Here is a 14,585-nt window from a genome sequence, read left to right as displayed (position 1 = left end):
GCGTCGGCTGCCTCGCTACGAGAACGCGGCCAGCTGCACCAGCGGCAGGGCGACCGCCGAGAGAGCCGTCGTGACGAAGATCGCCGACGCGATGAAGTCCGTGTCGAGCCCGAAACGTTCCCCCACCATCAGCGTGAGCATCATCGTTGGCATACCTGCCTCAAGGACGGTGACCCTCAGCGGCACACCGGGCCCGAGCAGCAGCATCCCGAGGCCGAATGCGAGGGCAGGCGCGACAACCAATCGAAGCCCGCTGAGTACAGCCAAAGGAACGGCTGACCTTCCGATCTCGCCGACCCGCAACGACAGCCCGACTGACAGCATGATGAGCGGCGCGACCATGCTCGCAAGCAGTCCTAACCCGGAGTTGACCGCTTCCGGAATCGGGAACGGCCGAAGCGCGAGAGCCAGCAGCAACGCCGCGACTGCGGGAAACGTCAGCAACTCGCGAAGTGGGTTGACCCGAGACTCATCGTGCTCGCCGAAGTGCTGCGCCACTGCAAGCCCCACGAACACCAGCGCGACCACAGTACCGAACACGTCGTAGAAGATCGCGACGGGCAGTGCCTCGGCACCCAACAACGCTTGCGTCACCGGATAGCCGATGTAGCCGGTGTTACCCAGAGCGGTCGCGATAATGAAGGCTCCGGCGGTGCGCGGCGGCATTCTGAAAGCCCGCGTGATCGCCCACGAGACGACCGCCATGACCGCGAACACGGTCCATGCGACGAGCACTACGCGCCAGAGCCCGGCTCCGATCTGTGCGCCGTGAACTGCACGGAAAATGAACGCGGGCAGCCCGGCGTAGATGATGACGGCATTGATCGGCTTGGCGTCTTCGCGCCTGAGTACCTTCGCCCAACGCAGAACCGCCCCCACAGCGACGATCACCGTGAACGTGAGGATCGTCGTCGTGAGGGCGGAAGAGGTCATGGCAGCTCTCTACAGGAGGTCGACGTCAGCCCCGAAGATCGGGTCGTCCTCGAGAAGCTCGCGCACTTCGCGGCGCATACCGATCTCGTGGATAGCGCCGCTGCCCATCGTGGCGAGCGAGATCGCGGTCTCAAAGTCCGGCTCGGGGCGAATCACGCCACGCTCGGTGATGATGGCGGTGATGTAGTTGGACGGGGTAACGTCGAAAGCCGGGTTGTAGACCTCGATGCCCGGCGGCGTGACCTTGAACCAGGCGTCGAAGCTGTAGCCGCCGCCCTTGCGGTGCAGTGTCATCTGATGCCCTCGAGCCATGGGCATCTCGTACGCGCCGTCCTTGGTCAGCGCATCGAATGCGCGAGAGGCCTCGGGGCTGTCGGGCTCGAATGTGCCGGCGACGGTGAAGCCGGTCAGTTCGCGCGGATCGCGCTCCTCGATGGGAATCTGATCGCCCGAAGACAGCGTCAAATCGATCGTCGAACTCGGGGCGGCGACGTAGAACGGGATGTCGTGCTCGGCCGCGAGAATCGCCAACCCGTAGGTGCCGATCTTGTTCGCGGTGTCGCCGTTTGCGCAGATGCGGTCGGCGCCGACGATGACGGCATCAACCCACCCGCTCTTCATGACGCTGGCGGCCATGTTGTCGGCGATGAGCGCAGAGGGAACGCCGGCCAGACGCAGCTCCCACGCGGTAAGCCGTCCACCCTGATTCACCGGACGCGTCTCATCGACCCACACGTGTTCGATCTTCCCGTCCTCATGGGCGGTGAAGATCACGCCGAGTGCTGTGCCGAAATACGCGGTCGCGAGCGAGCCGGCGTTGCAGTGAGTCAGCACCTTGGCCTTGTCGGGAAGCAGGTCGGCACCGAAGCGCCCGAGCGTGCGATTGCGCTCCTCGTCCTCGGCCTGCATGTTGAGCGCCTCTTGGACGACGAGCTCCTTCAGCTCGCCGAGCGGCATGTCCGCGTTCTCATGCGCGAGCAGCCGGATGCGCTGGACGCCCCACATGAGATTGATGGCTGTGGGCCGGGCGGTGGAGACGGTCTCAGAAACCGCATCGAGCGCCTCGAGGTACTCGCCGACAGTCTCGAACTCCTCGGACTCGTTCTCGGTCCACAGCGCGAGCGCCAATGCTCCGGCAACGCCGAGAGCGGGCGCGCCGCGAACCGCGAGCGTCTTGATCGCAAGGCAGACGCCGTCGGCGATGTTGCACGCAAGGATGTCACCCTGCAGCGGGAGACGGGTCTGGTCGACCATGTAGACGACAGGGCGTCCGGTGGTCTCGTCCTCGCCCCACCAGATGGTGCGCGGGATGTTGTCGATACCTGAAGTGGGCTTGGTCTCGTCGCTCATCGTGCTAGACCGTGCCTTCCTGCCAGCTCGCGAGGTACTTGGCCTGCTCGGGGGTGAGCGTGTCGATCTTGACGCCCATCGTTTCGAGCTTGAGCTTGGCGATGCCGGCGTCGATATCCTCCGGAACGTCGTAGACGCCCGGCTTGAGGTCCTTGCAGTTCTCGACCATGTACTCAGCGGCCAGCGCCTGGTTGGCGAAGCTCATGTCCATGACGTTGGCCGGATGGCCTTCGGCGCACGACAGGTTCACGAGGCGACCGTCGGCGAGCAGGTAGATGTGACGGCCGTCGGCCATCGTGAACTCCTCGACCAGCGGGCGAACCTCGCGCTCGGAGACTGACATCTCGCGCAGCGTGGGGATGTTGATCTCGGCGTTGAAGTGGCCCGAGTTGCAGATGATTGCGCCGTCCTTCATCGCAGCGAACGAGTCGCCGTCGATGACGTTGAGGTCACCGGTGACGGTCACCCAGACATCAGCGACCTTGGCGGCCTCGACTGCCGGCATGACACGATAGCCGTCCATGACAGCCTCGAGCGCCTTGAGCGGATCGATCTCCAGCACGATGACGTTGGAGCCCATACCCGCAGCACGCATGGCGATTCCGCGACCGCACCAGCCGTAGCCCGACACGACCAGAGTGCGGCCGGCGAGCAGGCGGTTCGTGGCGCGGATGATGCCGTCCAGAGTGGACTGGCCCGTGCCGTAGCGGTTGTCGAAGAGGTGCTTGGTCTTGGCCTCGTTGACCGCCATGATCGGGTACTTGAGCATGCCGTCAGCGGCCATCGCCGCAAGTCGGATGACACCGGTGGTGGTCTCTTCCGTGCCGCCGATGATGTACTCGAGCATCTCGGGCTGCTCGGCATGAATGCGTCCCACGACGTCGGCGCCGTCATCCATCGTCATCTGCGGCTTGTGCGCGATGGCGGAGTCGATGTGCGAGTAGTAGGTCTCGGTGTCCTCGCCCTTGATGGCGTAGGTGCGGATGCCGTACTCGGCGACGAGCGCAGCGGCCACATCGTCTTGCGTCGAGAGCGGATTGCTCGCGCACAGCACGATGTCGGCGCCGCCGGCCTTGAGCGTGCGCATCAGGTTCGCGGTCTCGGTGGTGACGTGCAGACACGCGCTGATGCGGATGCCGTCGAGCGGCTTCTCGGCCTCGAAACGCTCGCGAATGGTGGCGAGCACCGGCATGTCGGCGTCGGCCCATTCGATGCGCGCCTTACCGGCAGCTGCGAGGGCCAGGTCCTTGACGTGATGATCCATGGTGGAGGCTCCTTACGAGTCGTTCAAGCAGGGGCGCGGGATGCGCTCGCCTGCGTTACGGCAACCGCGCAAGTATAGCAAGTGCAAGCGACTGCATACGAAGCGCGGCGGCCTTGCCGGCCTCGAGGACCTCCTGGTGATCGAGGCCCACCCCGGCCGCCACGTTCGTGACCAGCGACATGCCGAGAACCCGCATCCCAAGGGCGCGTGCCGCGATGACCTCCGGCACCGTCGACATACCCACGATGTCGGCGCCGATCGCGCGCAGATAGGCTACTTCCGCCGGTGTCTCGTACGCGGGGCCGAGCAGACCGGCGTAGCGGCCTTGAGGCACGAGCGGCATGCCGGACTCGGCTGCGGCGATGAGCGCGATCTCGCGCAGCTCGGGGTCGTATGCGTCTCGCATCGGCACGAACGGTGTGCCGCCCTGCGGCCCGGGCCAGCCGACTAGCGGGCTGTCGCCGGTGAGGTTGATGTGATCGCTGATGAGCACCACGTCGCCCACCCGAAGTGACGGCGAGATCCCGCCGGCGGCGTTGGTGACGATGAGCGTCTTCGCGCCGATGGCATGCGCAAGCCGGACCGGGTAGGCGACATCGCGCGCCGAGAAGCCCTGATAGCGGTGTACGCGCCCCTGGAACACCGCAGCGCGCACCCCTGCCAATGTGCCGAGCACAAGCTGCCCGGCGTGCCCCACGACGTGATGCTCGGGCGTGGGGAACCCATCGATATCGGCGTACGGCACGACGTGCGGATCCTCAACGACGTCGGCCAGGCCCGCCAGACCCGAGCCGAGGATCATTGCGACGTCGACGGGCTCTATCTCGGCCAGTGCCGCGGGTACGGGCACGACGAAATCGTCAGTCATGGGAACTCCTCCCGAATGGGTGTGCGATTGAGTTGGATTATGCCCCAGCGGGGCGTGCGCGACGCCTACTGCCTCGTGAAGACGAGCGTGCCCATCGGCACCTGCGGGAACAGCTTGAGCACGTCGCGGTTGTACATGCGAATGCAGCCGTGGCTCGCCTTGGTTCCGATCACCCACTCTTGGTTCGTTCCGTGGATTCCGTAAGCGGTGAACGAGTAGTGCCCGCCGCGCTGACGAAACAGCCGCATCTTGCGCGGCCCGTACACGCTTCCCGGGCTCGTGTGGTACTTCGCGAGGATCTTCCAGGTGGCCGGGGCAGGGGTCTCCATGCCAGCCCGCCCGATGGCGATCGGATACGCCTTCACGAGCCGGTTGTCCTTGACCCAGTACAACTTGAAGTCCGACTTATCGATCACGATGCACGTAGCCGCTGGGTATCGGAGACGCTTGACCGTGCGTCCCGATGCCGTGTCTCGCCCGTCGGGATTCTCGGCGACGACCTCGACTCTGGCCGATGAACCCGACATCGGGATCGCAGTGAAGTTGAACCGCTGCCACGGTGCGAGTGTCGCGCCCGCGACCCGCTTGCCGTCGACCTTGATCGAGATGCTCGTGGTATTTCCGCCCACCCAGCCGGTGACCCTGAAGCGCTTGGCGACGTAGCGGCCCGGCGCATCGCTCGCAAGCCACGGGCGCGCGGCGTCTCCCCGCAGCTCACGGACCTGGGCTTCGTCGATCGAACCACCACCGAATACGTAAGCCTGCGAAAGCGCCCCCGAGTTCGCAGCAAGCAGCGACCACGTTGGCCGCGCGACACGCGCCTTACCACTGAACAGCATCACGCCACCCTGCGAACCGACGAGTCCGGCCCCCACGGCCGCATGACCCTGAACCGCGGCCACGCCGACCGTCGCGATGCTGCTGTAACCGAGGGACGTGGACTTGGAGCCCACGATGGCCGCCGTCGAACTCAGGTTGGCCCCACCCCATCGCTCGCTCGCGTGAAGCTGGCCGTACGCCCCCGAGCTGATCGATCGGGTCCCGCCGATGACCACCACTCTCGGGAAGCCGGCGGCCGAGAGAGCGCTTGAGGTCGCAAGCGGGACTGTGCGCGAACCGGTCACGAGAAGCGGTATGCCGGTGTGCCGTGAGATCGCAGAGGCGACTATCGCATCCCACACCAGCTCGGGATTGTCCCCCGTGTTCGCGACCAGCGCGACCGCAGGGATGCTACGAGAAGTCGCAGCCGCCACTTCGCGCGTGCGACCGGCTACGGCCGCGGCGAGCGAGGATCTCGTGACTGTCTTCCATGGCTGCTCGACAGTCGCCGTGCTTGCCGCGGACTGAACCTGCGCGAGGCTGGCGGCGCGAATCGTCGAGGAGGAACCGACGACGTGAACGGTGAGGCCGGGGTTGACCGAGGCGATCTGCTGCAGCGCCACGCGCGTGGCCGCCGGCACACTCGTGGACTTCACGAGCAGTAGCGGCGCGTCGTAGGCCCAACACAGGCTCTGCGCAATCGCAGCGTCGGCGAGCGCGGCGGGTTCGCCGGATGCGACGACGACGTGCTCGACGCCGGCCCAACCGGGATACTGCCGCGCCCCGACGAGCACAGCCGAGTCGAACACGTCCGCACCCACGATTCGCTCGGTTGGGACTGCCACCTGCTGCACGCCGCCCGGCCAAGCGCCCAGCGCGGCGGGAGCCGATGAGAGCGCGAGCGCGAAACCAAGCACGATCAAGAAGACGAGGCGAGAATCGCGCCGGCTCACAGGCGGCTCCTTACGGACGGCAGCGAGGTACTTCGCCCTAGTATAGGCAATGACCTGCGATTTCGTCAGTGACGCTACGCTACTGAGTGATCACTGTCGCAGCAGGTACTTTGCTGACGTCCCAGTCCTTGCCAACGACGACGAGTATCTGCCCCGTGTAGGAGTACATGCCTCGGCTCTGCACGATTGTCGTGCCGGGTGGCAGATACTGCGAGACGAGCGTCGCGGCGGCCTTGTCGGTCTTGTAGATGATGAGCGTCTTCTTGTAGACGTTCTGACCGGCGTTGCCCACGTCCTTGATCTTGAAGTCCTTGGCCTTCAGGATGCTCGCCGCCTGATTCGCGACCCCTGAGATGCCCGATCCGTTGCGAACGGTCACGGTCACGTCGGCTGGTTTCTTGGCGACAGTCGCGGCCTTCTTGACCTTCGGCTTGACGAACGGCTCACCATTCTTGATGGCGGTGATGGCCTTCTTCAGATACGCCTCATCGGTCCACACGAACGGCGAACGCCACGTGCCCTTCACCGTAGTGGCGTACAGATTCTTGCTGCCGGCGCCCTTGAGCGCCTGCGCAAGCCGGATCATGTCGACGAGCGTCATGTCGGTGGAGATGTACGGCGCCACGGCGGACACGACGCTCGGCAGCTTGGCGATGTTGTCGATCTTGGCGACCTGATCGGCGAGGGCCTTGAAGAACAACTGCTGGTTGCGCATGCGGGCGAAGTCCTGATCGGCGAACTGGTGCCGCGCACGCACGAACGTCAGCGCGTGGGGACCGTCGAGCAGCTGGTAGCCCTTGTCGATATGAGATGCCTTGTCGCCCTTCGTGGCGTCGGCTTCGGTGTCGTTGATGGCGACCGGGACGTTGACCCACACGCCGCCAAGCGCATCGACCGCCTTGGTGAAGCCCTGGAAGTTGGCCTCAAGGTAGTGATTGATCTTGAGTCCGGTGAGCCGCTCAGTCGCCTTGATGGCGCCCTCGGGTCCGCCGTAAGCGTGCGCGGCATTGATCTTCTGACCACCGTAACCGGGGATCTCGACGCGTGTGTCACGCGGAATCGAGAGCAGCCAGACCTTCTGCTCCTTGGGATCGACGTGCGCGACGATCATGGAGTCGGTGCGATAGGCCGTGTCGCCCTTGCGGTAGTCGGCACCCAGGATCAGCAGGTTGAACGGCTCCATGGGCTTAGCCTCGGTGAGTACCGTGTCGAGCTGCTGCTTGTTGACGACGGTCGTCTGCATCGTGCGTTCGAGGTGCTTCGCATAGGCGAACACGCCGACCGCGCCGAGTAGGAGCAACACCAGTGCGCCGGCGAACACGCCGACCGCAATCTTCTTCGCTCTTGAACGGCGCCTGTCACGCTCAACGCGCAGACGGGCCGGTGCAGACTCGAGCGACCCGCGACGACGCGACTTCGGGTCCGACAGGCGGTATGTCTCGGCGTCAGCGTGCATTCCGTCGGCGGTCGACGACTCGCCCGGCGTGCGCCTGCGCTCGGCAGGAACGCGCCGCGCGTCGGGACGCTCGCGCCGGGGACGCTCCCCGCCGCTGCCAAGAGTCCTTCTCTGAGAGTGCTTGCCCATACCGTCCTGCCGTGCCTTCCTGCGTGCGTGCCGCGATTTCCAACGAATCCGGGGTTGTGCCCGATGGAGCAGAATACCCCAGCCGCGCGTGTTTCGTGAACTCCGTGAACGATCCGACGCTCAGATCAGCCGTCCAACCGCCTTGAAGGCGGCGCCCATTGTCGCCCGCCAGACCCTGTTGGCACACCGTCCGTGACCGACCCGTTACACACCGAGCCGCAGCGCAATGCGACGGTTACTCGGCGTCCGGCAGAGCGACGGCAGCCTCGGGGACGTCTCCGTCGATACCCAGCCCCGCCCCGATGAACGCCCCCGAGCCGATCGTCACGCCCGCCGCGAGTGTCGAGTTTCGCTCGATCGTCACATTGCGGCCTACCGAGGCCCCCTCGCCGATGACGCAGTCCTCGCCGACAACCGAGCCGTCGCCGAGGCGGACGCCGTTGCCGAGCCGAGCTGACGACGCCACGACCACGTTCGCTCCGAGGATACAGCGCTCGCCGAGCACCGCGGGGGCAACCGTCGACGCACCCGCCGAGTCACGCAAGCCGGTGACCGGCCGACGGCCCACGATCGCACCATCGCCGATGACGGACCCGGCGCCGATGGCTGCCCCGTCGTGCACCGTGACGTGATCGCCGATCAGCACGTTGTCCCCAATGCCGGCTGCATAGCGGACGTGCAGGAACGAACCCGTGATCACGTGTGCACCGATCACTACCTCGGCATCGATGATCGTGAAGGGCGCAGGCTTGTAGTTCTCGCCGACGACCGCCGTGGGATGAACGTATGCCGCCATCAGAGACGCACCACCTTGTCGCTCGCAAACGCCTTCAAGGCGTTGCGTGTGTCCAGAACGAGCGGAGCGGCCTCTACAACGAGGTCGTAGTCCACTCCGGTGTGGTCGGTGACGATGAGCACCGCATCGGCGTGAGCGACTTCCTGTGCGGAGAGTCTGACCGACGGCACCGAGGTGCCGTCGACGTCGAATCGCTCCACGAACGGATCGTGGTAGACGACGTTGGCCTGTCGCGCACGGAGCAAGGATGCGATCTTGATCGCGGGTGACTCGCGCATGTCGTCGATGTTTGCCTTGTACGCGACTCCGAGTACGAGGACTCGCGATCCGGCAAGCGACTTGTGATGATCGTTGAGAGCGTTCATGAGCCGCTGCACCACGTAGTACGGCATCGCCTCGTTGGTCTTGCCCGCAAGCTCGATGAACTCGGTGTGCATGTCGAACTCGCGGGCCTTCCAGGAGAGATAGAACGGATCGATGGGGATGCAATGCCCGCCGAGTCCGGGGCCTGGCTGGAACGGCATGAAGCCGAACGGCTTTGTCTTTGCCGCATCGACGACCTCCCAGATGTTGATCCCCATGCGCTCGGAGACCTGGAGAAGCTCGTTCATCAGCGCGATGTTGACGCAGCGGAAGATGTTCTCCAGCAACTTGGTCATCTCGGCCGCGCGAGTGGAGGAGACCGGCACCACTGTGTCGATGAAGCGCGAGTAGAACGCCACGGCGTGCTCTGTGCAGCGCGGCGTCACGCCTCCCACAATCTTGGGCGTGTTGCGCGTTTGATACGTGGGGTTGCCGGGGTCGACGCGCTCCGGCGAGAACGCGAGCGACAGCCCCTTGCCGACCTTCAGGCCACTCGTCTCGAGGATCGGCTGAACGATCTCCTCTGTCGTGCCCGGGTAGGTCGTGGACTCAAGCGTCACCAGCATGCCCTCACGCAGGTACGGCGCGATCGCGGCAGAGGCCGCCTCGATATGGGAGGTGTCCGGCTCCTTCATATCGTCAAGCGGCGTAGGGACGCAGATGACCACGGCATCGCATTCGGCGGCACGCGAGAAGTCACACGTCGCCTCCAGCAGGTGCTCGCCGACGAGCCGTGTCACGTCCTCGGCAGGGACGTCGGGGATGTAGCTGCGACCGGAGTTGATCTCGGCGGACTTCTCCGATGAGACTTCAAAGCCGATGACTCGGTGGCCCGACCGGGCCATCTCGACGGCCAGGGGTAGACCGACGTAGCCAAGGCCGACGACACCGAACACGGCGCTACCGTCTCCAAGACGTTCAACGAGTCCCATGTGTGAATCCAATCGGATTGAGACGAACTGATTGACGAGTCAGTGCCACGAGTGAACCGCTACCAGGCATCGGCACAGCCGCCGACGAATTTGCGCTATTTTATCGCGAACATGAGCTCGCCTGAGCAGACGACCTCCCCATCGACCGTCGCCTTCGCCTCACCGAAACCGATCGGTCCACGGGTCTTGGTGATCGCACACGACAGCGTAAGCGTGTCCCCGGGAACGACCTGGCGCTTGAAGCGCACCTTGTCGATGCCGGCGAAGAACGCGAGCTTGCCCTGGTTCTCGGGCAACGCGAGCAAAGCGACGGCACCCACCTGCGCGAGTGCTTCGACGATGAGCACCCCGGGCATCACGGCGTACTCCGGGAAGTGACCCGGCACCCAGAACGCGTCCTCGGTGACATCGAGCTCGCCGATCGCGCTGACACCAGGCACGTGCTCGAGCACGCGGTCGACGAGCAGGAATGGATGGCGGTGCGGGATGATTGCCTCAATGGCGGCTCGGTCGAGCATGTGAGTCCCCTCTCGTACGCTGGTTCAGCTGCATGCGGCTTCCGACGGCACCCGCTCTATGTCGGCGCCGAGCGCAGCAAGCTTCTCTACGAAGCGCTCGTAGCCACGCTCGATGTGGTAGACGTCGTCGATTCGGGTCTCGCCATCCGCAACGAGCGCCGCTATCGCGAGCGCGGCACCTCCACGCAGGTCGGTACAGCGCACGGGGGCGCCTGAGAGCTGCGGTATGCCGCGCACGAGTGCGTGATGGCTCTCGATGCGGATGTCCGCACCCATCCGGCCTATCTCATCGGCGAACATGAAGCGGTTCTCGAAGACGTTCTCGGTGATGATGCTATTGCCGTCGGCGATTGCCATGAGCGCCATGAACTGTGCCTGCATGTCGGTCGGGAAGCCCGGATACGGCAGCGTCTGGATGTCGATGGCCCGGGCCGGCTGGTGCCGCTCGATCGTGACGCCGTCGGAGTGGAGATGCACGACGCACCCCGCCGCCTGTAGCTTGACGAGCACCAGGTCGAGATGCGCGGGATCGAATCCGCGCACGGTGATGGGTCCGCCGACCAGCGCCCCGGCGACGACGAAGGTGCCGGCCTCGATGCGATCGCCCACGACTCGATGCTCGACGGGGTGCAGCGACGCGACACCCTCGACCGACAGCGAGGACGACCCACCGCCCGAGATGCGCGCGCCCATCCCATTGAGGAAGTTCACAAGGTCGACGATCTCGGGTTCTCGGGCCGCGTTCTCGATCGTTGTCGTACCGCTGGCGACGACCGCCGCCATGAGCAGATTCTCGGTCGCGCCCACACTCGGGAAGTCGAGCGTGACGTTGGCCGCGTGCAGGCCATCATCCGGGGCGATCGCGTCGATGTAGCCGTGTCCCATACGGATCTCGACGCCGAGCTCGGCAAGGCCGCTGATGTGCATGTCGATCTTGCGGGAGCCGATGTTGCAGCCGCCGGGCATCGCGACGCGCGCTGCACCATGCCGCGCGACAAGCGGGCCGAGAACCGCGATGGATGCCCTCATGCGGGCGACCATCTCGTACGGCGCCTCGAAGCTGGTCAGCTCGGTGGCGTCCACGGTCAGCGAGTGGTCCGAGCGCTCGACCACCGCCCCCAACCCGGCGAGCACCTGCGACATCACCTCGACGTCTGCGATATCGGGCACGTTGGTGATACGCGACACGCCTGGGGCAAGTAGCGACGCGGCCATGAGTTTGAGGGCGGAGTTCTTAGCGCCTTCGACCCGGACTTCACCGGAAAGGGGCCGTCCGCCACGGACGATGATGGATTCCATGCGTGGAAGCATACCGTACCGACCCCCCTTGCCTCGACCGACGTTCCTGAACCATGACGAACCGGCCACCGCAAACGTCGGGGGCGGACCCGCGTTGTCGCGAGCCCGCCCCCGGAAGTGCACTCGTAGTGCGACTAGCGCTTACCGCCTCGCTTCTCGACGGCCTTGAGCTGAATCTCATGCCAGCTCAGGTCGCGGATCATCTCGGCGCGCTCGTCCGCGGCGTCCTCGGGCAGCTCGGCGAGGCGTGCCTCGATGAGCTCCTTGGACTCCTTGGACCGTGAGGAGTCGATCTGCGACACGGAGACTGCGGCGTCCGCGAGGATGATGACCTTGTCCTCGTGAACCTGCAGGTAGCCGCCGGAGATCGAGAAGAACTCCCAGTCAGCAGCGCTGTCACCGAACCGCAGCCGCACCTCGCCGGGGGCGAGCGTGGTCACGATCGGGGTGTGCAGCGGCAGGATACCGACCTCGCCCGCGGGCGTGGAGGCAACCACCATCTGCACCTCGTTGGTGTAGAGGATGCTCTCGGGTGTGACTATCTCGCAAAGGAGCGTGCGTGCCATGGTTGCTCCTTACGCCTCCGCCAGGGCGGTGGCCTTCTCGAGCGCTTCCTCGATACCGCCGACATATCGGAACGCCTGCTCGGGCAGGTGGTCGAGCTCGCCCGAAGCGATCATGTCGAAGCCGCGGATGGTGTCCTCGAGCTTCACGTACTTGCCGGCCATGCCGGTGAACTGCTCGGCGACGAAGAACGGCTGCGAGAGGAACTGCTGCATCTTGCGGGCACGCGAGACGGTCAGCTTGTCCTCCTCGGAGAGCTCGTCCATGCCGAGGATGGCGATGATGTCCTGGAGGTCCTTGTTGCGCTGTAGAACGCGCTGGACTTCACGGGCCACACGGTAGTGCTCCTCACCGACGACGGCCGGGTCGAGTGCGCGGGAGGTGGACTCGAGCGGGTCGACAGCGGGGTAGATACCCATCTCGGAGATGCCACGCGAGAGAACCGTGGTGGCGTCGAGGTGGGTGAACGCCGTTGCAGGCGCCGGGTCGGTGATGTCGTCGGCCGGGACGTAGATGGCCTGGACCGACGTGATCGAACCGGTCTTGGTCGACGTGATGCGCTCCTGCAGGTCGCCCATCTCGGTGGCCAGCGTGGGCTGGTAGCCCGCCGCCGACGGCATACGGCCGAGAAGTGCGGAGACCTCAGAGCCCGCCTGGGTGAAGCGGAAGATGTTGTCGACGAAGAGCAGAACGTCCTGACCCTGGTCGCGGAAGTACTCGCAGGCGGTCAGGCCGGCGAGACCGACGCGCAGACGCGCTCCGGGAGGCTCGTTCATCTGACCGTAGACGAGAACGGTCTTCTCGATGACGCCCGACTCCTTCATCTCGTTCCAGAGGTCGGTGCCCTCACGGGTGCGCTCCCCCACGCCGGTGAACACGGAGGTACCACCGTGCGCCATAGCGAGGTTGTTGATGAGCTCCATGATGATGACGGTCTTGCCGACGCCTGCGCCGCCGAAGAGGCCGGTCTTACCACCCTTGATGTAGGGCTCGAGCAGGTCGACGACCTTGATGCCGGTCTCGAAGATCTCGGTCTTGGACTCGAGCTCCTCGTAGGCCGGCGCCTTGCGGTGGATCGGATAGGTCTGCTTGACCTCGACAGTCTCGCCGTCGATGCACTTGCCGGTCACCGACCAGATGTGGCCCAGGGTCTCAGGGCCGACGGGCATCTGCATGGGAGCGCCGGTGTCGACGACCTCCATGCCACGCGTGACGCCGTCGGTGGAGTCCATGGCGACCGCGCGGACCACGCCGCCTTCGAGGTGCTGCTCGGCCTCGAGCAGGAGATGGATCTCGCCCATCTCCGTCGTGCCGTCGATCGTCAGCGCGTTGTAGATCGCGGGCATGCTGTCCGCCGGAAACTCGACGTCGATGACCGGGCCCACGACGCGGATGATGCGTCCAACGTTCATAGCGGAATCCTTCTCTGTAGCTGCCATCTAACCCTGGTCCTCCTGCGCTGCTGCGCCACCGACGATCTCAGCGATCTCGGTGGAAATCGCGTCCTGACGCGCACGGTTGTAGCTGCGGGTCAGGGTCGTGATCATGTCGGAGGCGTTGTCAGTCGCGGACTTCATTGCCGTACGGCGCGCACCCTGCTCGGCCGCGGCCGACTCGAGCATGGAGCGGTAGATCAGCGCCTCGACGTAGGTCGGAAGCAGGTTGGAGAGCACCTCGGAGCTCGAAGGCTCGAAGAGGTACTCGAGGTTGCGACCACTCGCCTCGACATCGGCCTCGGCCTGCTCGAGCATCGTGCGCTCGATGGGGAGAAGCTGGTGCGTCTCGGGAACCTGGTCGGCGACGTTCTTGAAGCGGTTGAAGAGCACGTAGACGGCATCGATGGCGCCGGCTTCGTACTCGCGCATGACGTGCGCCGCGACCGAGCGCGCGTCCGCATAGGTGGGCTTGTCGGAACTGCCAACCAGCGAAACGGCGGGCTCGACACCGCGATAGCGGAAGTAGCTCAGGAGCTTCTTGCCTGCGGTGATGAACTCGACCTCGATGCCCTGCTCGGCAAAGTCGGCCAGCGTAGTCTCGGTCATGCGGATGATGTTGCTGTTGAACGCTCCGGCGAAACCCCTGTCGGAGACGATCGAGATGATGCAGACGCGGCGACGCTCATCGCGGACCTCGAGCAGCGGGTGCTTGATGTCGCCGACGTAGCGGACGACGTTGCCGAGCACCTCGGCCATCGCCAGAGCGTACGGCCGCGCGTTCTCGATGCGGTTCTGCGCCTTCTTCAGCTTGGCAGTAGCGACCATTTCCATGGTGCGCGTGATCTGCCGCGTCGATTGGACGCTGCCGATGCGGTTCTTGATGTCGCGCAGAGTCGCCATCAGCT

Annotated in this window: 13 protein-coding genes; all 13 read right to left on the bottom strand. The window is 65.2% G+C overall.

The genetic code is table 11. The annotated features are described in order from the left end of the window. Positions 1-15 precede the first annotated feature (15 nt). The 13 genes from HGB10_01900 to atpG all read right to left on the bottom strand — a co-directional run bounded on the left by HGB10_01900 (position 16) and on the right by atpG (position 14,580). Positions 16-933, bottom strand: a complete 918-nt coding sequence (locus tag HGB10_01900) for an AEC family transporter (GenBank protein ID NTU70568.1) — start codon at positions 931-933, stop codon at positions 16-18. Between the two features lie 9 nt (positions 934-942). Continuing rightward, positions 943-2,283: an S-methyl-5-thioribose-1-phosphate isomerase gene (mtnA, locus tag HGB10_01895; GenBank protein ID NTU70567.1), complete on the bottom strand. Its 1,341-nt coding sequence runs from the start codon at positions 2,281-2,283 to the stop codon at positions 943-945. Between the two features lie 4 nt (positions 2,284-2,287). After that, complete coding sequence (locus HGB10_01890) at positions 2,288-3,547, bottom strand: adenosylhomocysteinase (protein NTU70566.1); 1,260 nt, start codon at positions 3,545-3,547, stop codon at positions 2,288-2,290. A 55-nt stretch (positions 3,548-3,602) separates the two neighbouring features. Then, a complete protein-coding gene (locus tag HGB10_01885) occupies positions 3,603-4,415 on the bottom strand; it encodes a purine-nucleoside phosphorylase (protein ID NTU70565.1) in 813 nt (270 codons plus the stop codon). A gap of 65 nt (positions 4,416-4,480) precedes the next feature. Then, the gene (locus tag HGB10_01880; protein NTU70564.1) at positions 4,481-6,187 is read right to left on the bottom strand and encodes a L,D-transpeptidase family protein; all 1,707 of its coding nucleotides are present in this window, start codon (positions 6,185-6,187) and stop codon (positions 4,481-4,483) included. Between the two features lie 79 nt (positions 6,188-6,266). Next, complete coding sequence (locus tag HGB10_01875; GenBank protein ID NTU70563.1) at positions 6,267-7,772, bottom strand: LCP family protein; 1,506 nt, start codon at positions 7,770-7,772, stop codon at positions 6,267-6,269. Positions 7,773-8,007: 235 nt separating this feature from the next. Next, the gene (locus HGB10_01870; protein NTU70562.1) at positions 8,008-8,568 is read right to left on the bottom strand and encodes a hypothetical protein; all 561 of its coding nucleotides are present in this window, start codon (positions 8,566-8,568) and stop codon (positions 8,008-8,010) included. After that, positions 8,568-9,863, bottom strand: a complete 1,296-nt coding sequence (locus HGB10_01865) for a nucleotide sugar dehydrogenase (protein NTU70561.1) — start codon at positions 9,861-9,863, stop codon at positions 8,568-8,570. Before HGB10_01865 ends, HGB10_01870 begins: the two co-directional genes overlap by 1 nt. A gap of 95 nt (positions 9,864-9,958) precedes the next feature. After that, complete coding sequence (fabZ, locus tag HGB10_01860) at positions 9,959-10,381, bottom strand: 3-hydroxyacyl-ACP dehydratase FabZ (GenBank protein ID NTU70560.1); 423 nt, start codon at positions 10,379-10,381, stop codon at positions 9,959-9,961. 24 nt (positions 10,382-10,405) lie between these two features. Then, positions 10,406-11,680, bottom strand: coding sequence for a UDP-N-acetylglucosamine 1-carboxyvinyltransferase (gene murA, locus HGB10_01855; protein ID NTU70559.1), 1,275 nt, complete (start codon positions 11,678-11,680; stop codon positions 10,406-10,408). Between the two features lie 134 nt (positions 11,681-11,814). Continuing rightward, positions 11,815-12,246, bottom strand: coding sequence for an ATP synthase F1 subunit epsilon (gene atpC, locus HGB10_01850; GenBank protein ID NTU70558.1), 432 nt, complete (start codon positions 12,244-12,246; stop codon positions 11,815-11,817). Between the two features lie 9 nt (positions 12,247-12,255). Then, entirely contained in the window at positions 12,256-13,683 is a 1,428-nt protein-coding gene (atpD, locus tag HGB10_01845) for a F0F1 ATP synthase subunit beta (protein ID NTU70557.1), read from the bottom strand. Next, positions 13,684-14,580, bottom strand: coding sequence for an ATP synthase F1 subunit gamma (atpG, locus tag HGB10_01840; protein NTU70556.1), 897 nt, complete (start codon positions 14,578-14,580; stop codon positions 13,684-13,686). Between the last annotated feature and the right edge of the window lie 5 nt (positions 14,581-14,585).

Source organism: Coriobacteriia bacterium, assembly GCA_013334745.1.
Lineage (GTDB): Bacteria > Actinomycetota > Coriobacteriia > Anaerosomatales > JAAXUF01 > JAAXWY01.
The sequence above is the reverse complement of the archived record's forward strand: the minus strand, read 5'-3'. Positions and strand labels throughout refer to the sequence as shown.

What these genes read in the sequence shown, in the direction of transcription:
- HGB10_01885 (NTU70565.1), bottom strand. Translation starts at nt 4,415, where the DNA reads ATGACTGACGATTTCGTCGTGCCCGTACCCGCGGCACTGGCCGAGATA.
- HGB10_01875 (NTU70563.1), bottom strand. Translation starts at nt 7,772, where the DNA reads ATGGGCAAGCACTCTCAGAGAAGGACTCTTGGCAGCGGCGGGGAGCGT.
- atpC (NTU70558.1), bottom strand. Translation starts at nt 12,246, where the DNA reads ATGGCACGCACGCTCCTTTGCGAGATAGTCACACCCGAGAGCATCCTC.
- fabZ (NTU70560.1), bottom strand. Translation starts at nt 10,381, where the DNA reads ATGCTCGACCGAGCCGCCATTGAGGCAATCATCCCGCACCGCCATCCA.
- HGB10_01890 (NTU70566.1), bottom strand. Translation starts at nt 3,547, where the DNA reads ATGGATCATCACGTCAAGGACCTGGCCCTCGCAGCTGCCGGTAAGGCG.
- atpG (NTU70556.1), bottom strand. Translation starts at nt 14,580, where the DNA reads ATGGCGACTCTGCGCGACATCAAGAACCGCATCGGCAGCGTCCAATCG.
- mtnA (NTU70567.1), bottom strand. Translation starts at nt 2,283, where the DNA reads ATGAGCGACGAGACCAAGCCCACTTCAGGTATCGACAACATCCCGCGC.
- atpD (NTU70557.1), bottom strand. Translation starts at nt 13,683, where the DNA reads ATGGCAGCTACAGAGAAGGATTCCGCTATGAACGTTGGACGCATCATC.
- HGB10_01900 (NTU70568.1), bottom strand. Translation starts at nt 933, where the DNA reads ATGACCTCTTCCGCCCTCACGACGACGATCCTCACGTTCACGGTGATC.
- HGB10_01870 (NTU70562.1), bottom strand. Translation starts at nt 8,568, where the DNA reads ATGGCGGCATACGTTCATCCCACGGCGGTCGTCGGCGAGAACTACAAG.
- murA (NTU70559.1), bottom strand. Translation starts at nt 11,680, where the DNA reads ATGGAATCCATCATCGTCCGTGGCGGACGGCCCCTTTCCGGTGAAGTC.
- HGB10_01865 (NTU70561.1), bottom strand. Translation starts at nt 9,863, where the DNA reads ATGGGACTCGTTGAACGTCTTGGAGACGGTAGCGCCGTGTTCGGTGTC.